We start from the raw sequence: 17,709 nt of genomic DNA, 5'->3' as shown, positions 1-17,709 counted from the left end.
TAATATGAAAAGATCTACGAAAACAATTTCAATAATATTTGTGTTTTTTTTAATAATTACAATTGTAATTGTTGGAAGATCCATGATTGGTGATCATTTTAAAAAAAAATTCAGTAAGAGACCACCACCAGGAATAATTGTAACTGAGGTTATTGAAAAAGAATTCTCTGAACAAATAGAAACCTACGGTACGGCAATTTCTAAAAAATCAAAAACTTTTAAGATTAAAAAAGATGATCTTTTTGAGGATTTAAAACTTAAGAATTTTGTTAAAAAAGGAGATGTTTTAATTAAACTAAAAAGTGGGGATATATTGGCTCCATTTAGTGGGGTTCTTGGCTACACAGGTTTAACTGAGGACATTCTTGTTTCAAATAACATATTTATTATTACACTTGATGATAACTCAATAATTTACTCAGATATTAAAATTCCAGAAAGTTACTCTACATTTATAAAAAAAGGTCTTCCAGTCGAAGTTACCTTATCAAGTTTTAAAGATAAAATCTTTTCAGGCGAAATAGATTTTGTTTCAAGTAGAATAAATGCAGACACCAGAAGTTTGTTATCAAGAATAAAAGTGAAAAACGAAAATTTAGAATTAATTTCAGGCTCACTTTTAGAGGTAAGAGTAAAATTTGATTTGAGAAATTCTTTAAGTGTACCTGATACAAGTGTGATGATAGAGGGCGATAAATCATATGTTTACAAAATTAATGCAGAAAATATTGCAAATAAAACTGAGGTAAAAACTGGCCTTAGAGGCAATAGTAACATTGAAATAATTTCAGGCTTAATTGCGGGTGATATAATTGTGGCTGAGGGTCTAAAAAAGGTAATGCCACGTGGAAAAATAAAACCTATAAATAAATAATGTTTATTACTGAATTAAGTATTAAAAGACCGACGGTATCTTGGGTTATGTCACTGATACTAATCATTTTTGGTTTATTTGTTTTTTGGAAATTACCCGTAAGAGAATTGCCAAATGGAATTCAACCACCTGTTGTTCAAGTTCAAGTAGACTACAAGTCTGCATCAGCTTCGATAGTAGATCAAGAAGTTACACAAGTTGTTGAGGATGTTATTGGTGGGGCTGAAGGTATAAAAAATATAGACTCGAAATCCGAAAATGGAAGAAGCACAATTAATGTCGAGTTTGATACGAGTATTGATCTAGATAATGCTGCCAATGATATAAGAGAAAGAGTTGCAAGAGTTGTGGATAACTTGCCAACTGAGTCAGATCCACCGCAAATACTTAAACGAGCTGCAGGGTTTACAACAACAATGTGGCTGTCATTATCCTCGTCCTCATGGAGTGACCTTGAATTAGGAGATTACGCGGATAGATATCTTGTAGACCAATTTTCAAGTGTTAAAAATGTTGGAAGAATAAGAGTTGGTGGATTAAGAGAATTAAGCATTAGAGTTTGGATTGATCCTATTAAACTTGCAGCTAATGATTTAACCATTAAAGAAGTTGAATTTGCAATTCGTGGCGAAAATGTAAGTTTGCCTGCAGGAACGTTGGAAGCAGATAATATCGATTTAACACTAAATCTAGATAAATCATACAACGATATTGAAACTATAAAGCAAATACCCATCAAAAAAACCAGTAATCGTGTAATTCAATTATCAGATGTAGCAAACGTTGAATTTGGCCCAGTATCAGAGAAAACTCTTTTTAAAGCTCAGACTAAAGATCAAATAAATTTGAAAACTGTAGGAATAGGTATCTATGCAAGAAGTGGTGCTTCAACGGTAGAGCTTTCGAATGATATCAAAAAAAAAATTGTTGAAGTAAAAAAATCTTTACCAGAAGAATTGGATTTAAGGGTTTCATTCAATAGAGCTAACTATGTTGAGGCTGCAATTGAAGAAGTATATAAAACTTTGGTTATTGCGTTTATCTTAGTAGTATTGATAATTTATTTATTTTTAGGGAATTTAAAGGCAGTCATCGTACCTGCTATTGCACTCCCCGTGAGTTTAATAGCATCATTTCTAGGCTTATACATATTTGGTCTTTCTATAAATATTTTTGTCCTTTTAAGTTTTATTTTAGCGATTGGGATAATCACAGACGACTCAGTAATTATGACAGATGCGATATACAGAAGAATAGAGAATGGTGAGACCCCGCTCGTTGCAGCTTATAAAGGCTCCAAACAAATTTCTTTTGCTATTGTTGCTACGACATTAATTTTAGTAGCAGTTTTCTTACCATTAATATTTATTGAGGGAATTTCTGGAACATTGTTTAGAGAAACAGCGATTGCATTATCTTTTTCAATTGTAGTTTCTTCTTTTGTTGCATTAACTTTGTCACCAATGCTTGCAAGTAAATTTTTATATAAAACAAAATCAAAAAAAATTTTTATTCAAAAATTTGAAAAAATTTTTTCAAACTTTGCAAAATTTTATGAGGAGACTTTAGTTTTTGTTACTAATAAAACTAAAAGTGTAAGCTTTTTTATTATCTTTATAATAGTTGCCTCAGTGCTTTTATTTAGTTTCTCAAAAAAAGAACTTTTGCCTATGGAGGACCGGGGAGCATATCTAATAATTGGCTCAACTGATGAGGGAAGCTCTTTTGAATATACTCAAGAACAAGCCCAAAAAGTAGAGGCAAGACTTATTCCTTTGCTACAAGCTGAGGATAGCCCATATTCAAGATTTATAATGCGTGTTCCAGGTTTTGGAAATTCAGCTAATTCATATAATAGTTTTATAATAATCGCTCTACTTGATGATTGGAAAAATCGTAAAAAAGGTCAACAAGTTGTTCTTAGAGAAGCAATTGGAAAAATAGTGACCTTACCCCAAGCCCTAGCTTTTCCTATATCTCCTCAATCTATTAGAGTATCAAATTACAACAAACCAGTCCAAATGGTCATTTATGGAAATACTTACGAAGAACTTGAAGCGATACAAAAAAAAGTAATACGAAAACTCAGATCTAATAAAAATCTCTCAAGAATTGAGTCTGATTACAATCGAAACAAACCAGAGGTAAAGTTAATAATAAATAAAAATAAAGCCAAAGATTTAGGCGTTTCGACTAAATCAATTGGGGAAACACTTGAAACACTTTATGGGGGTAAAAAAATAACAACTTTTAATAAACTAGGTAAAGAATATCCAATAATTGTTCAACAATATTTATCTGATCGACGAAATAAAGAAGGTGTTTCAAAAATATTTGTTCGCTCTGAAACCAATGGAAAATTAATATCTTTAGCAAATCTCGTTAGTTTTAAAGAAGAAGGTTCAGCAAAGGAACTTGCTAGATATAATAGACAACGAGCTGTAACAATTTCTGCAAATATTAGTGAGGGGTATACATTAACAGAAGCGATTAAATACTTCGAAAATGTGATGGTTGATTTAGCACCAGAAAATCAAATTACTTGGAAAGGAAAATCAGAGGAAATTAAAGAGACAAGTAATGAATTATTTATAATTTTCGCTTTAGCTTTATTAACTGCTTATTTGGTTATGGCTGCAACATTCAACTCATTTGTTCATCCATTTGTAATAATCTTAACTGTGCCTTTGGCTATTTTTGGAGGACTAGTGTTTATTTTATTTTTAAATAGCTCAGTAAATATTTTTTCTCAAATTGCATTAATTATACTAATAGGTATCTCAACTAAGAATAGTATTTTAATTGTAGATTACGCAAACCAAATTAGATCTAGTGGAAAAACTATTGAATTAGCTGTTAAAGAAGCGTGCGCTGTCCGGTTTAGACCAATTATAATGACATCATTAAGTACGATGATTGCAATGATGCCTTTAGTGATTGGAAATTTTGGCCCAGGTGCAGGAGAGGGTTCAAGATTAGCGGTTGGTTCTACAATATTAGGGGGAATGATTATTTCAACTTTCTTTACTTTATATGTCACTCCTTCAATGTATCTCGCATTAGCAAAAAATACAAAAAGGATTGATGTAGTTGACTTAGAACTAAAAAAAGAATTGTCTAAAAAATAATATATTTTTTTCTATTTAATTTACTTTTACATTTCAATAATTGATTTTTGTATTTATTAGATTGCCTCTCGACTTTTTTAGCTAATCCAATTACTTTTTTATTTTTTTTATAATTTTTATAATTTCCCCATCCTTCGTGATATGCAAGATACTGTTTGAAAGCATCTTTCTTTGATATCTTTAAAATGTTTTCTGATTTATTTGTATACCATCCAATGAAGTCAACACTGTCTTTAAATCTTGCTCTTGTTGCTAATTTATTACCAGTTTCTTTTTTATATTGCTCCCAAGTTCCTTTAATTGCTTGCGAATAACCAAAAGAACTAGAGGGTCGTTTATAAGGTATCACTTTAAAAATTTTTTGTCTTGCCGGTTTAGCAAGCCAGTCAAAATCAGACTCCATTTTTATTATCGCTAATTGAATATAGATAGGTGTGCCCCACTTTTGTTCAACTTTTTTTGTATGTTTATACCATAAATATCTTTCACTAAAAATTGAACAACTATTGGAAGTGTTTGAAGGAATTGATGAGCAGCCGATTGTGAAAAAATAAATAAAAATTAATAATTTATTTTTTAAATCTACCATATTTATTTATAAAATTATTAAGAAGAATTACAACAATAACACCTAATAAATTTCCAAATAAATCAGACCATTGAAAAGTTCTTTCAGGTATAAATAGGTGAAAAATTTCAAGCGTGATAGAAAGAAAAATTAAATATAATATTAATAAGATATTTTTCTTGAAATTAGCAAAAGTTAAAAAGCCAATAATTGAAATTAATACAAATACATAAAAATGATTTGATGATATAACAAAATTTGGAGTTATTTGAGGTTGTATACTTTTATTATCATAAATTATCCAGCCTAATAGACTTCCAGGATATAGATATAAAATAATTAAAAGGACATTAACTATATAAAATATTACTTTATATGTAGAAAAAAATTTTGACATTTAGTTAAATGATTTTTTTATAAATAATTTTTAAATATGACAAGATGAGTTTTTTGATATTAGTAAGACATGGTCAGAGTATTTGGAATCTTGAAAAAAGATTCACCGGTTGGGTTGACGTAGATCTTACAGATCAAGGTAAAATAGAAGCTGAGAAAGCTGGTTTACTTATCAAAAATCAAAACATAAATATAGATTTTTATTATTCATCATTTCAAGTGAGGGCAAACCATACTCTTAAGATAATACAAAAAGTATTAAAATCAAAAAAGGACTTTGTAAGAGCATGGCAGCTAAACGAAAGACACTATGGTGAGCTTACAGGGTTAAATAAAATTGAGACTGCAAAAAAAATTGGTGAAGATAAAGTTTTTAAATTTCGAAGATCTTGGGATATCAAACCTGGAAAATTAAGTAAAGAAAGCTCTTATCATCCATTAAATATTGAAACATATAAGGAAATACCCAAAGAGCTCATTCCTGACACAGAATCTTTAAAAGATACATACTACAGAGTTTTGGAGTATTTCAAAAAAGAAATACAGCCAAAACTAATAAATAAAAATATATTAATTACAGCACACGGAAACTCCATAAGAGCTTTATGTAAATATCTGTTCAACTTAGATAATAATCAAATCACAAGTTTAGAAATTCCAACAGGAAATCCCTTAATAATCAACTTCGGTGAAAATTTGAAAATAAATGAATGTAAATATCTAGATAAAGAGAGATCTAAGAACCTTTTAGTTTTTTAAAAATTTCTAAGTTCGTTAAATGTTGAAATTTATTGATGCTCTCAAATCCATTTAATTGTTGTTTCATTAATAATTTATTCCAAATTTTAGCTATTGAGAAGTTTTCTACTTCATATTCATTAAATAAGTTTTTATTCAAAATTTGACAACCAGTATATATGAAGTTTTTTTCAAAACTTTGTTTAATTATATTATCTTCTAATTCAAAATCGCCCTCTAAGTTATTATCAAAACTTAGTTTTTTATTAACTAATAAAAGAATATTATTTAATTTATTTTGAAAATAATATTTTTGCATATCATTAATTTCACTCACATAATTTTCATTCCAAATAGTATCTGGATTAAAAACAAAAAAATCCTCGCAATCTGAGTGGTTTATCAAATTTAAAATTCCTCCACCAGTGTCTAAAATTTCTTTGCCGTCCTCTATAATATTTATTTTCACTGAAAAATTTTTATTTTTAAAAAAGTCAATAATCTGTTCACTTAAATAAAAAGTATTTAAAAAAATATTCTCGACTTTCAATTTTATTATTGTATTAATACAATCCTCTAAAATTGTTTGATTTTTTATTTGTAATAATGGTTTAGGTTTTTTAAGTGTTAAAGGATTTAGTCTTTTGCCAAATCCAGCACAGAGAATAAAGGCATTATTAATTTTCATAAATCTTTTTTAAAATTATCATTTAGTAATTTTTTTAAATCTAAGAAAATTTCATTTTCATTGACTCTTAAAGAAATCAATTCCCACGCATAAGGTATTAATTTTAAATAATCCTTTTTTTTATCTCGGATCGCCAGACGTGTGAATATTCCAATAATTTTTAGGTTTCTCAGAACAGATAAAATTTCAAAATCATTTTTTATTTTTTTCTTATTAATTTTTTTGTGAATACTTATATAATGATTGAAAATTTTTTTTTTTAAAACTTTTGAAGTTCTAATTCTCACATCATCTACTAAAGAGGCTAAATCATAGGCTCTGTTTCCTATTAAAGCATCTTGACTGTCAATTACACCTATTCTGTTATCAACAAGCATTAAATTTGATACATGAAAATCTCTATGAACAAATACATTATTTTTCATCTTAAGACATAATGATAAAGTTTTAATTATTTTTTTAAACTTTTTATTAAAGTCTAGTCTCTTATTTTTTGACAAATTTTTTTTCACATACCATTCACAAAATAAATTAGCTTCCTGAATTAAAATTTCATTTTTATACTCAGGTATTCGATAATATTTATTTCTAAAATTTCTTATTTTTTTATCTTTTATTGACTGTATTTGATTAAGTAATTTTATTATATCTTTGAAATATAATAATTTTTTATTTTTATTTTTCTTTAAAATTCGAAAAATTGTCTTATTTCCAAAATCCTCAACTTCAATATAATTATTCTTATAATTTTCGCGATATAATTTTGGAGCTAGAATTTTGTTTTTATTTAAAATCTTGCTAATTGCATCATAAATAAGAAGATTTTTAAATTTGTCTTTTTTTGCTAGAATTACAATAGAATTACCATAGTTAGATTTCTTTCTAAAAAACTTTCTATGTGACGCGTCTCCCTTTAATATTTTAAGATTTTGCATTTATCTACAATTACAAATTTAAACCCTTAATTTTTAACATTCGTTTTTTGTAATCATTTCCATATTCAAAATTTAATTCTATCAAATTTTTTGGTTTTGGTTTTATTTTTTGTGGCCATTCAATTAATGTGATAGCATTAGTAATATCGTCAAATAATCCTAAATTGTGAATTTCATCTAAACTATTTATTCTAAATAGATCATAATGATTAATTTTGATTTGTTTAATTTTATACTCATTTAATAAATTGAATGTAGGACTTGTTACTTCAGTTATTTTAAGTCCATTTTGTTTTTGAAAATTGTTGATTAGATATCTAATAAAAGTAGTTTTTCCGACACCCATCTCACCCACAAAAAAAACTATATGTCCTAATTTCAATTTCTTTGAAATCTTCTTAGCTAATTCCTCTGTTTTTTTTTCTGAAGATAAATTAATAAAATCACTTTTAGTAGCGATAGGCATTAGGTTTGAAAGGTCCCTCTACTCCTACACTGATATAGTCTGCCTGATCTTTAGAAAGTTTAGTTAATTTGGCACCAACTTTTTTAAGATGAAGTGTGGCTACTTTCTCATCTAAATGTTTTGGTAAAACATAAACTTTGTTTTCATAATTTTTATGATTATTCCATAATTCTATTTGAGCAATAACTTGATTTGTGAAAGAAGCGCTCATTACGAAACTTGGGTGTCCTGTAGCACAGCCCAAGTTTACTAATCTACCCTCTGCCAATAAAATTATTCTTTTTTTGCTAGGTAGTTCAATTTCATGTACTTGAGGTTTTACTTCAGTCCATTTGTAATTTTTCAAAGCTTCAACCTGGATTTCATTATCGAAATGTCCGATATTACATAAGATTGCTCTATCCTTCATATCTCTCATATGATCAGCTGTAACAATGTCTTTATTACCGGTTGCAGTTACAACTATATCTGCTTTACTAATTGCTTCATCCATTAAAACAACTTCGTAACCTTCCATTGCAGCTTGTAATGCGCATATTGGATCTGCTTCGGTAACCAACACACGAGCCCCACTCTGCCTTAATGATGCAGCACTTCCTTTTCCAACATCACCAAAGCCTGCAACAATTGCAATTTTTCCTGACATCATTACATCAGTGGCCCTTCTAATTCCATCAACTAAACTTTCTCTACATCCATATAAGTTATCAAATTTTGATTTGGTAACAGAATCATTCACATTAATTGCTGGGACCAACAAAGAATTTTCTTTTTCCATTTTATTCAAAGCTTTTATCCCTGTAGTTGTCTCTTCCGAAACTCCTTTCACATCTTTTAACAAATCTTTATATTCATTGTGCATCATTGCTGTTAAATCCCCACCATCATCTAAAAGCATATTAGGTTTCCAACTTTTCTTACCTTCAATGGTTTGCTTTATGCACCAAACATATTCCTCCTCAGTTTCTCCCTTCCACGCATAAACTGGAATACCAGCTTTTGCTATTGCTGCTGCTGCATGGTCTTGAGTAGAAAAAATGTTACAAGATGACCATCTTACTTCTGCACCTAAATCTACTAAGGTTTCAATTAATACTGCTGTTTGTATTGTCATATGCAAACAACCTATAATTTTTGCACCCTTTAAAGGAGATTTTCCAGCGTACTCCTCCCTTAAAGCCATAAGCCCTGGCATTTCACTTTCAGCAATTGAAATTTCTTTTCGTCCAAATTCTGCTTGTGATAAATCTTTTACTTTATAATCTTCCATCGTGGCTCTTCTAACAATTAACAATTAATTAATCAATAAAACTCTTTAAACTTTTGGAAACTCTATTTCCATACTTGCTCCTTTTTTATCTTGTCTATTAGATGCTTTGATTGTGGCATTATGTAAATCAACTAAATTTTTTACTATATTTAACCCTAGACCAGAATGCTGTCCAAATTTATCAGGTCTATTACTATAGAATCTTTTAAATATTTTATTCGTGTCTTTTTCTTTAAAACCCTGTCCCTCATCTAATATTTTTATGTACACTTTACTATCCTCTGATTTCGAAACTTGTACAATTACATCTTTATTATCATCACTAAAAGAAATCGCATTATCTAAAAGGTTTGCAATGATTTGTTCAATTCTGTTTTCGATCCCATAAATTAAATATTTGTTTTTACCATCATTTTTATAATAAATATTAATTCCTTTTTTAACTTTATAAATATTGTTAAAATCATCTACTACAGACTTAATTATTGGCTCAATATCAATTTTTTTTATTTTTTCTTTACTTAATGCAACTTCATCTTTTAACATTTGTGAGTAATCCGTGATCAATCTTTCAATTCTTTGTACATCGTGGCTTAAAATATTAATCAATTTAAGTCTCTGTTCAGAATCTTGTGCGTCATGTAAAATTTCTGATGCACTTTTTAATGATGCCAATGGATTACGAATTTCGTGTACAAGATCAGTTGAAAAATTTTCTGCATGTGAAATTCTTTTTTGTAATTCTAAAGTCATATCATCCAAAGAGTTAGAGAGTAAACCAAGTTCATCATTTCTTAATTTTAATGTATCTATGTTAGTTTTTTTTGTGTCTTTATTTTTTATGATTTTGGTATAACTGACTAAATTTTTAATTGGTTTTAAAAAATATCGATTTAAAACAAACGAAAAAATCAATATTACGATACCAACTGCAATTGCAGTCCTAATTACAAAAGTTTTTCTTTCATCTATGGCAGCTTTTATATCATTGGCATTTTCTGTTATTGCTAAATATCCTATATTTTCTCCATCCTTCATTACGTTCTTAATAGTAGTCAATTTAAATTTATTAAATTCTTCCTCGGTAAATGTAAAAGGAATTCCAAAATTTTTAGATGTTGCGTAATTTAAAAGAACATCATTTAAAGACACATTATTTTCATTCCCAATATCTATATTTTTTTCTTCGGTGATTTTTTTTGTTGTTGTTGAGTCTAATATCTCTAGCTCAATAGTATCCAACCTTTGTGAAAATGATCTTGGGTCTAAGTCTAATGTATCAGTATCTCCTATTAGATTAAGTTTATTATCAAAAAATATTACCCTATCCAGATTCTGAAAAAGAAATCTTGTTGAAAACAAAAATTTTCTAATATCTTTTTCAACAAATTTTACATTTAATCTTGTTAGATTATCAATTGTATTATTGATTACCTCGATATGATTTGAAGATTTTTTTTTAATTAAATTTGGTTGGACATTTTTCAAATAAACGAATGTGAACAAGCCTATTATTGTAAAAAAAATAGAATTAATAAATAAAAATTTTTTTAAAATTGATAAGTTCTTAAGAAAATTGCTGAGCATTAACTAACATTCCATCTATATCCGCTTCCATATCTGGTTTCTATAGCTGAAAATTCAGGATCAACTTTTTTGAATTTTTTTCTGATTCTTTTAACATGACTATCAATTGTTCTATCTTCAATATCTGTATCTTCTCTATAGGCTATGTCCATTAATTGGGCTCTTTCTTTTATAATTCCTGGTCTTTTGGCTAACTCTTTTACCAGTAAAAATTCTGTTGTAGTCAATTTATCAGGTAATTGTTTCCCATTCCATTCGCATTCTAATTGGGACGGATCAAGTTTTAATTTTCCGTGTGATATAATGCTTTTATTTTCTTCTAAGGTTTCCTTGGAGTCTTTTTTTCTAAGTTGAACTCTAATTCTTTCAATTAAAACTTTAATTGAAAAACCACCTGATTTTTTTACGAAATCATCAGCGCCTAATTTTAGTCCTAGTAATTCGTCAATTTCATCATCTTTAGAAGTCAGAAAAATAACTGGTAATGAGGTTTTTTTTCTCAATTTCTTAAGCAATTCTTCACCGTCCATTTTTGGCATTTTTATATCAACAATAGCTAGATCTGGTGGTGTCCTGGTCAATCCAATTAATGCACTCTCTCCATCAATGTAAGTCTGAACTTTAAACCCTTCTTTTTCAAGAGCAATACTTAAGCTGGTTAAAATATTTCTGTCATCATCTACTAAAGCAATAGTTTGTTTTTGCATAGTTGATTATAAAAATACTAAATTGTTCTAATTTGGGCAAATAAATTAATGTAATGCACCCCAATTTTCTCCAATATTTAAATCTACTGTAAGAGGTATTGAAAAAGAATGTTGATCACTCTCAGCAACGCTAGACATTTCATCAATTATCACTTTAGATATTTTTTTTACTTCTTTTTTTGGGCTTTCAAAAATTAGTTCATCATGTATTTGAAGTAACATCTTTGTTTTGTTGAGTTTTTGATCCTTTAATTTTTTATCAATTCTAATCATTGCCAATCTCATTATTTCAGCTGCAGACCCTTGTATTGGAGCATTAATCGCTGCTCGTTCTTGAAAGTTTCTCACATTATAATTTTTATCATTTATATTTATAAAGTGAGATCTTCTTCCAAAAATATTACTCACATAACCACTTTTTCTGCAAAATTTAATTGTTCGATCCATATAAACTTTAATTTCTGGGAACTTTGAGAAATATGAATTTAGAAACTCCTCAGCTTCAAAATTAGAGACATTTATTTGCTTTGCTAATCCATACTGAGAAATTCCGTAAATTATTCCAAAGTTTATGGCTTTAGCCTTTCTTCTTTGATCTTGATTGACCTTATTAATATCAATATTAAAAATTTGGCTAGCAGTTAAAGAGTGTATATCCTCATTATTTTGAAAAGCTTTTTTTAATTCTTTAACACCAGCTAAATCAGCTAAAATTCTCATTTCAATTTGATTATAGTCTGCAGAAATCAAAATGTTATCTTTGTCAGCAACAAAAGCTTTACGAATATCTCTGCCATCCTCTGATTTAATTGGAATATTTTGTAAGTTAGGATCGCTTGAAGCTAATCGTCCTGTAGTCGTTGCTGCTAATAAAAAAGAAGTATGAACTTTTTTTGTATCAGGATTAATATGTTCGGGTAATGAGTCTGAGTAGGTATTTTTTAGTTTTGAAACTTGCCGCCAGTCCAAGACTAATTGTGGAAATTTATGACCTTTAAAAGCGAGATCTTCTAACACTGAGGCACTTGTTGCAAAACTTCCCTTTTTAGTTTTTTTTAAGTCTGCAATCTTAAGATCATTGTATAAAATTTCACCCAGTTGTTTTGGAGAAGCAATATTAAACTCTTTCTTGGAGAACTTAAAAACTTCTTTCTGAATTTTTTCAATCTTTTTTTCAAATTTGGTAGATAATGTTTTTAGAAACTTTTTATCAACTTTAATACCGTGTATTTCCATATCAGCTAAAATTCTAATTAATGGTTTTTCAAAAATTTCATAAATATTAATCATTTTTTCTTCTTTCAAACTTTTAATGAATTTTTTATATAGTCTATAAGTTATGTCAGCGTCCTCAGCAGCATAATCTTTTGCTTTTTCTAAATCGACTTCACTGAAATTTATCTGTTTCTTTCCAGAACCAACTAATTCTTTGAATTTTATTGTTTTATGATTCAAGTGAATTTCAGATAACGTATCCATATTGTGTCTATTTTTTCCAGCATCTAGCACATAAGACATGAGCATGGTATCCTCCATCGCTGATAACGTTATCCCATGATTGTAAAATACAATAAAATCAAATTTAATGTTCTGACCTATTTTTTTGATACTTGGATCTTCAAGTAAAGGTTTTAATTTTTTAAGCACTATGTCCTTATCAATGCATTTTTTTGAATTATGTCCTATTGGTATGTAACAAGCTTCTCCAATCTTAGAGCTCAAAGATACTCCAACTAAATCGGCTTGATGAGGATCTAAAGAATTTGTTTCTGTATCAACTGCAACTTCTCCTATTTCTTCAGCTTCCTTAATCCATTCATCAATTTTACTGTGCTCTGTTATTAAAAAATAATTTTTCTTATCAATTTCAACTTTTTTTTCCTTTATCTTAACATCCTTTTTTTCACCATTAAAATCTGGCTCCCCATAAGCAGAAATGGCAGAGCTAAGTAACCTATTAAACTCCATTTCTCGAAGAAATTTATAAAGTTTATCTTTATCAATTCTTTTTAATTCAAAATCATTAAGTTTCATTTCAATTGGAGCATCGTTTTTTAATGTTACTAATTTTTTACTTATTAAAGCTTTATCTTTGTTGTTTAGCAAAGTCTCTCTTCTCTTATTTTGTTTGATTTCATCTGCTGATTTTAAAAGTGTCTCTAAATCACCATACTTATTAATTAATTCTGCTGCAGTTTTTACACCAATTCCAGGAACACCAGGAACGTTATCACTGCTATCCCCGGCTAGAGCCTGAACATCTATAACTTTATCTGGATCTACTCCAAATTTATTTTTTACATCCTCATTAGAGATGAACTTATTTTTCATTGGATCAAAAATACGAACATCTTTTCTGTACAATTGCATCAAATCTTTATCTGATGAAACTATCGTTACCTTTGCTCCTTTTTTTAAAATCTGATCAACATAAGTTGCAATTAAATCGTCAGCTTCATAATTAACTAATTCAACAGAGGGTAAATTAAAGGCTAAAACGGATTTTCTTATATATTCAAATTGTGGTGCTAAGTCATCTGGTGCCTCAGATCGATTAGCTTTGTAATCACTATAGATTTCATTTCTAAAAGTCTTTCTCGCTGAGTCAAAAATTACAGCAAAATGAGTTGGTTTTTGAAGATTTTCATTTGATTTTGAATCTTCAAGAAGCTTAAACAACATACTGCAAAAACCACTTACTGCTCCAGTCGGTAACCCATCACTTTTTCGAGTTAATGGCGGTAAGGCATAATATGCTCTAAATATATAACCTGATCCATCAATTAGATAAAAATGATCTTTTTTTTGAATCTTATTCATTAAAATTTAATATAGATTAAAGATAAAAATAAGAGTATTATTTTTTATGGAACTTATAAAGCAAAATACTCAAAACCAGCTTGTAAAATCATTATTGGTTATCTTTATAGGTTCAATAATTCTTACAATTTCAGCCAAAATCAAGATACCTTTTTATCCAGTTCCAATGACTATGCAAACATTCATAGTTTTATTTTTAGGTATCAGCTTCGGATATAAAATAGCTCTAGCCACTGTAGGTTTATACTTATTAGAAGGTATATTAGGTTTACCAGTATTTTCTAATTCTCCTGAAAGAGGAATTGGTTTGGCTTATTTTACAGGTCCAACAATGGGGTATTTGATTGGATTTCTATCAGCGTGTTTTTTAGCCTCATTCATAAAAAATGATGACAATTATTTTTTAATTTTTTTTAAATTAATATTTTCAGTTTCAACAATTTATATCCTAGGTATTCTATGGCTAGGTACATTAATTGGTTGGGATAAACCTATTTTAGAATTAGGTGTATTGCCTTTTTTAGTCGCTGAAATTTTCAAAATTTTTCTACTTACCTTAATAGCAAAAAAAATTATTAAATTTAGAAAATTTATTTAGGCGATCTTTTAGATAATATTCTTTGAAGAGTTCTTCTATGCATTTTAAGTCTTCTTGCGGTCTCAGAAACATTTCTATTACATAATTCAAATACTCTATGAATATGTTCCCATTTAACCCGATCTGCTGACATTGGATTTTCAGGTGGTGCAGCTTTTTTCGATGGATCTGCTAATAACGCTTTTTCTACATCGTCGGCATCTGCTGGTTTAGCTAAATAGTCAATAGCACCCTCTTTGATTGCAGCTACAGCGGTTGGAATATTTCCGTATCCAGTTAACATTATGATTCGACTAAGTGAATTTGATGATTGAATTTCCTTTACAACCTCTAATCCATTTCCATCATTTAACCTTAGATCAACTACTGCAAAACCTGGTTTTTTCACTTTAACCATGTCTTTACCTTTTTGCACACTCTCAGCTTGTAAGACTTCAAACCCCTTTTTTTCCATCGCTCTCGCTAATCTCTCCCTAAAAGGATTGTCATCATCCACGATTAATAAGGATTTATTGTCAAAATCAGCCAGATTTTGTAATGGAGCTTGGTTTTTCATGAGCCTTATATGGATATTTTTTTCCACAATTCAATAGGCCATTATTTCCTTTACATTGAATAACTATTGAATTAATTGCTCGAATATTAAAGTTTTTTTTAAATAAAAGACTTTTTTTTTGTTAAATTTTTTTTTGGGGGGCATTTAAAATGCAAAAATTTAAGTCAGTTGAGGAGTTAGTCAATCAACTGAAACCGGAAAAACCTGTCTATTGTATAAGAAAGAATTCTATTCTTTCTGCTTCAAAATTTTTTAAAAAGAAGTTTCCAGGAAAAATACTATATGCTGTAAAAACTAATCCTCATCCTGAAGTTATCAAAACTTTGATAAAAAGCGGAATTAACCAATTTGATGTTGCTTCTATCGAAGAAATCAAAGCAGTGAGGAAATTTGATAATACTGCAAAATGTTCTTTTATGCATACTGTTAAAAGTAGAGAAAGCATAAAGGAAGCTTATTACAATTTTGGAATAAAAACTTTTGCTTTAGATACTAAAGATGAATTAATAAAAATTATCGAAACAACAAACAATGCTAAAGATTTAGAATTATTTATTAGAGTTGCTGTTTCCAATGAGCATGCTGAAATAGATTTATCAAAAAAATTCGGTGCTTTGAATTCTGAAGCTTCAGGACTGTTAAGACTTGCAAAACTTCATTCAAAAAAAATTGGCTTAAGTTTTCATGTTGGTTCCCAATGTATGCATCCAATTTCATATTCTAAAGGAATTAATGAAGTGGGAAATATAATTAAAAAAACTAAAATAATTCCAGATTATATTAATATCGGTGGAGGCTTTCCGACAATTTATCCTGATCTTGTGCCTCTATCTTTGGAAAGCTATATGGGAGAAATTAAAAAAAGTTTAGAAAATTTAAATCTAAAGTATATGCCTCAAATAATTTGTGAACCTGGGAGAGCTTTGGTTGCAGAAAGTGGATCAACAATCGTGAGAGTTAATTTAAGAAAAAAACAAAAACTTTATATTAATGACGGTACTTATGGTACACTTTTTGATGCTGGAACACCTAATATAGTTTTTCCATCAAAATTAATTAAAGAAAATTCAAGTAAGATTATTTCCAAGAAAATGACTGCATTTGATTTTTATGGACCAACATGTGACAGTATGGATTATATGAAAGGTCCCTTCTTACTTCCGAATAATATTAAAGAAAATGATTACATTGAACTTGGTCAATTAGGATCATATGGTTTAACTTTTAGAACTCAATTTAATGGTTATTACTCTAATGAGATTTATGAGGTTGAGGATAAACCAATAATGTCTATGTATGATAAGAATTCAGACAAAGCTACTCTAGTTGCTTAATGTCAGAAAATAAAAATCTTGGTCATAACAGTAAAAAAGATTTCTTAAAAAAACCTGTAGAGCATATTGATATTACATCATTCGATTCTAGAAAAATTATCTCCTCCATGGAAAAAATGTCTTTTGTTTCAAGAGAAACAGCAAACGCAGCCAATATTTATAATGAAATGTTGAAAGACAAAGAATGTACAATTTTTTTAACATTAGCAGGTTCAACATCTGCTGCAGGTTGTATGAATATTTATAAAGATTTAGTTAAATATAATATGGTTGATGCAATTGTAGCGACTGGCGCTTCAATAATTGATATGGATTTTTTTGAAGCTCTTGGTTTTAAACACTATCAAGGGTCTCAATTCCAAGATGATACTGAATTAAGAAAAAATTATATCGATAGAATTTACGACACATACATAGACGAAGATGAGTTACAGATTTGTGATAAAAAGATATGTGAAATCGCGGATACCTTGGAACCTAGAAGCTATACATCAAGAGAATTTATTAAAGAAATGGGTAAATATTTAAAAAAAAATTCTATTAAAAAAGACTCTTTGATTGAAACAGCATACGATAATGATGTTCCAATTTTTTGCCCAGCTTTCACCGACTCCAGTGCAGGATTTGGTTTAGTTATACATCAAGAAAAAAATCCAAAAAAGCATATGACAATCGACTCTATAAGAGAATTTAGAGAATTGACTGAAATTAAAATACGCTCGAAGGGATCAGGTTTATTTATGATTGGTGGTGGTGTTCCAAAAAATTTTATTCAAGACACTGTAATTTGTGCTGAATTATTAGGCAAGGAAGTTGACATGCATAAATATGCGGTGCAAATCACAGTTGCCGACTCTAGAGACGGTGCATGCAGTAGTTCAACATTAAAGGAAGCAAGTTCATGGGGTAAAGTTGATGTTACAAAAGAACAAATGGTATTTGCTGAAGCCACTAGTGTACTACCCCTAATAGCTAGCGACGCTTATCACAGAGGTGAGTGGAAAAATAGGGATAAGAAAAAATTCACAAAAATTTTTGAGTAAA

Annotated in this window: 16 protein-coding genes; 6 read left to right on the top strand and 10 right to left on the bottom strand. The window is 28.9% G+C overall.

Features of this window, described 5'->3' with window-relative positions; translation table 11 throughout:
* Positions 1–4 precede the first annotated feature (4 nt).
* The gene (locus tag ACTT9C_RS02900; protein ID WP_440923005.1) at positions 5–874 is read left to right on the top strand and encodes an efflux RND transporter periplasmic adaptor subunit; all 870 of its coding nucleotides are present in this window, start codon (positions 5–7) and stop codon (positions 872–874) included.
* Complete coding sequence (locus ACTT9C_RS02895; protein ID WP_440923004.1) at positions 874–4,002, top strand: efflux RND transporter permease subunit; 3,129 nt, start codon at positions 874–876, stop codon at positions 4,000–4,002. Before ACTT9C_RS02900 ends, ACTT9C_RS02895 begins: the two co-directional genes overlap by 1 nt.
* On the opposite strand, the gene ACTT9C_RS02890 is transcribed toward ACTT9C_RS02895, so the two are convergent.
* Positions 3,992–4,591, bottom strand: a complete 600-nt coding sequence (locus ACTT9C_RS02890) for a transglycosylase SLT domain-containing protein (protein WP_440923003.1) — start codon at positions 4,589–4,591, stop codon at positions 3,992–3,994. The two genes, ACTT9C_RS02895 and ACTT9C_RS02890, sit on opposite strands and share 11 nt — an antisense overlap.
* A complete protein-coding gene (locus ACTT9C_RS02885; RefSeq protein ID WP_440923002.1) occupies positions 4,572–4,967 on the bottom strand; it encodes a VanZ family protein in 396 nt (131 codons plus the stop codon). The genes ACTT9C_RS02890 and ACTT9C_RS02885 overlap by 20 nt, the downstream gene beginning before the upstream one ends.
* Positions 4,968–5,011: 44 nt before the next feature.
* Between ACTT9C_RS02885 and ACTT9C_RS02880 the strand changes: the two genes are divergently transcribed.
* Positions 5,012–5,725, top strand: coding sequence for a 2,3-bisphosphoglycerate-dependent phosphoglycerate mutase (locus ACTT9C_RS02880; protein WP_440923001.1), 714 nt, complete (start codon positions 5,012–5,014; stop codon positions 5,723–5,725).
* Here the strand turns inward: ACTT9C_RS02880 and ACTT9C_RS02875 are convergent.
* From ACTT9C_RS02875 to polA, 7 genes are read right to left on the bottom strand one after another with little or no spacing between them, the layout of a single operon-like run.
* The gene (locus tag ACTT9C_RS02875; RefSeq protein ID WP_440923000.1) at positions 5,703–6,392 is read right to left on the bottom strand and encodes a sugar phosphate nucleotidyltransferase; all 690 of its coding nucleotides are present in this window, start codon (positions 6,390–6,392) and stop codon (positions 5,703–5,705) included. The genes ACTT9C_RS02880 and ACTT9C_RS02875 overlap by 23 nt on opposite strands.
* Positions 6,389–7,327, bottom strand: a complete 939-nt coding sequence (locus ACTT9C_RS02870) for a phosphotransferase (protein ID WP_440922999.1) — start codon at positions 7,325–7,327, stop codon at positions 6,389–6,391. The genes ACTT9C_RS02875 and ACTT9C_RS02870 overlap by 4 nt, the downstream gene beginning before the upstream one ends.
* Positions 7,328–7,337: 10 nt before the next feature.
* Complete coding sequence (tsaE, locus tag ACTT9C_RS02865) at positions 7,338–7,793, bottom strand: tRNA (adenosine(37)-N6)-threonylcarbamoyltransferase complex ATPase subunit type 1 TsaE (RefSeq protein WP_440922998.1); 456 nt, start codon at positions 7,791–7,793, stop codon at positions 7,338–7,340.
* A complete protein-coding gene (gene ahcY / locus ACTT9C_RS02860) occupies positions 7,777–9,063 on the bottom strand; it encodes an adenosylhomocysteinase (RefSeq protein ID WP_440922997.1) in 1,287 nt (428 codons plus the stop codon). Before ahcY ends, tsaE begins: the two co-directional genes overlap by 17 nt.
* A gap of 45 nt (positions 9,064–9,108) precedes the next feature.
* Positions 9,109–10,650, bottom strand: a complete 1,542-nt coding sequence (locus tag ACTT9C_RS02855; protein ID WP_440922996.1) for an ATP-binding protein — start codon at positions 10,648–10,650, stop codon at positions 9,109–9,111.
* Positions 10,650–11,357 (bottom strand): response regulator, encoded by a 708-nt coding sequence (locus ACTT9C_RS02850; protein ID WP_440922995.1) that lies wholly within the window; start codon positions 11,355–11,357, stop codon positions 10,650–10,652. Before ACTT9C_RS02850 ends, ACTT9C_RS02855 begins: the two co-directional genes overlap by 1 nt.
* A gap of 45 nt (positions 11,358–11,402) precedes the next feature.
* Positions 11,403–14,177: a DNA polymerase I gene (polA, locus tag ACTT9C_RS02845; protein ID WP_440922994.1), complete on the bottom strand. Its 2,775-nt coding sequence runs from the start codon at positions 14,175–14,177 to the stop codon at positions 11,403–11,405.
* A gap of 46 nt (positions 14,178–14,223) precedes the next feature.
* On the opposite strand from polA, the gene ACTT9C_RS02840 reads away from it, so the two are divergent.
* On the top strand, positions 14,224–14,775 hold the full coding sequence (locus ACTT9C_RS02840) for a biotin transporter BioY (RefSeq protein ID WP_440922993.1): 552 nt from the start codon (positions 14,224–14,226) through the stop codon (positions 14,773–14,775).
* Here ACTT9C_RS02840 and ACTT9C_RS02835 read toward each other — a convergent pair.
* Entirely contained in the window at positions 14,768–15,331 is a 564-nt protein-coding gene (locus tag ACTT9C_RS02835; RefSeq protein WP_440922992.1) for an ActR/PrrA/RegA family redox response regulator transcription factor, read from the bottom strand. The two genes, ACTT9C_RS02840 and ACTT9C_RS02835, sit on opposite strands and share 8 nt — an antisense overlap.
* Before the next feature lie 149 nt (positions 15,332–15,480).
* Here ACTT9C_RS02835 and ACTT9C_RS02830 point away from each other — a divergent pair, with 149 nt between their 5' ends.
* Positions 15,481–16,665, top strand: a complete 1,185-nt coding sequence (locus ACTT9C_RS02830; protein WP_440922991.1) for a type III PLP-dependent enzyme — start codon at positions 15,481–15,483, stop codon at positions 16,663–16,665.
* The gene (locus ACTT9C_RS02825) at positions 16,665–17,708 is read left to right on the top strand and encodes a 1,9-bis(guanidino)-5-aza-nonane synthase (protein ID WP_440922990.1); all 1,044 of its coding nucleotides are present in this window, start codon (positions 16,665–16,667) and stop codon (positions 17,706–17,708) included. The genes ACTT9C_RS02830 and ACTT9C_RS02825 overlap by 1 nt, the downstream gene beginning before the upstream one ends.
* Position 17,709 lies beyond the last annotated feature (1 nt).

Source organism: Candidatus Pelagibacter sp. (assembly GCF_052049575.1).
Taxonomy (GTDB): Bacteria; Pseudomonadota; Alphaproteobacteria; order Pelagibacterales; family Pelagibacteraceae; genus Pelagibacter.
This window is presented reverse-complemented; position numbering and strand designations above follow the sequence as displayed.

What these genes read in the sequence shown, in the direction of transcription:
- ACTT9C_RS02900 (WP_440923005.1), top strand. Translation starts at nt 5, where the DNA reads ATGAAAAGATCTACGAAAACAATTTCAATAATATTTGTGTTTTTTTTA.
- ACTT9C_RS02895 (WP_440923004.1), top strand. Translation starts at nt 874, where the DNA reads ATGTTTATTACTGAATTAAGTATTAAAAGACCGACGGTATCTTGGGTT.
- ACTT9C_RS02890 (WP_440923003.1), bottom strand. Translation starts at nt 4,591, where the DNA reads ATGGTAGATTTAAAAAATAAATTATTAATTTTTATTTATTTTTTCACA.
- ACTT9C_RS02885 (WP_440923002.1), bottom strand. Translation starts at nt 4,967, where the DNA reads ATGTCAAAATTTTTTTCTACATATAAAGTAATATTTTATATAGTTAAT.
- ACTT9C_RS02880 (WP_440923001.1), top strand. Translation starts at nt 5,012, where the DNA reads ATGAGTTTTTTGATATTAGTAAGACATGGTCAGAGTATTTGGAATCTT.
- ACTT9C_RS02875 (WP_440923000.1), bottom strand. Translation starts at nt 6,392, where the DNA reads ATGAAAATTAATAATGCCTTTATTCTCTGTGCTGGATTTGGCAAAAGA.
- ACTT9C_RS02870 (WP_440922999.1), bottom strand. Translation starts at nt 7,327, where the DNA reads ATGCAAAATCTTAAAATATTAAAGGGAGACGCGTCACATAGAAAGTTT.
- tsaE (WP_440922998.1), bottom strand. Translation starts at nt 7,793, where the DNA reads ATGCCTATCGCTACTAAAAGTGATTTTATTAATTTATCTTCAGAAAAA.
- ahcY (WP_440922997.1), bottom strand. Translation starts at nt 9,063, where the DNA reads ATGGAAGATTATAAAGTAAAAGATTTATCACAAGCAGAATTTGGACGA.
- ACTT9C_RS02855 (WP_440922996.1), bottom strand. Translation starts at nt 10,650, where the DNA reads ATGCTCAGCAATTTTCTTAAGAACTTATCAATTTTAAAAAAATTTTTA.
- ACTT9C_RS02850 (WP_440922995.1), bottom strand. Translation starts at nt 11,357, where the DNA reads ATGCAAAAACAAACTATTGCTTTAGTAGATGATGACAGAAATATTTTA.
- polA (WP_440922994.1), bottom strand. Translation starts at nt 14,177, where the DNA reads ATGAATAAGATTCAAAAAAAAGATCATTTTTATCTAATTGATGGATCA.
- ACTT9C_RS02840 (WP_440922993.1), top strand. Translation starts at nt 14,224, where the DNA reads ATGGAACTTATAAAGCAAAATACTCAAAACCAGCTTGTAAAATCATTA.
- ACTT9C_RS02835 (WP_440922992.1), bottom strand. Translation starts at nt 15,331, where the DNA reads ATGAAAAACCAAGCTCCATTACAAAATCTGGCTGATTTTGACAATAAA.
- ACTT9C_RS02830 (WP_440922991.1), top strand. Translation starts at nt 15,481, where the DNA reads ATGCAAAAATTTAAGTCAGTTGAGGAGTTAGTCAATCAACTGAAACCG.
- ACTT9C_RS02825 (WP_440922990.1), top strand. Translation starts at nt 16,665, where the DNA reads ATGTCAGAAAATAAAAATCTTGGTCATAACAGTAAAAAAGATTTCTTA.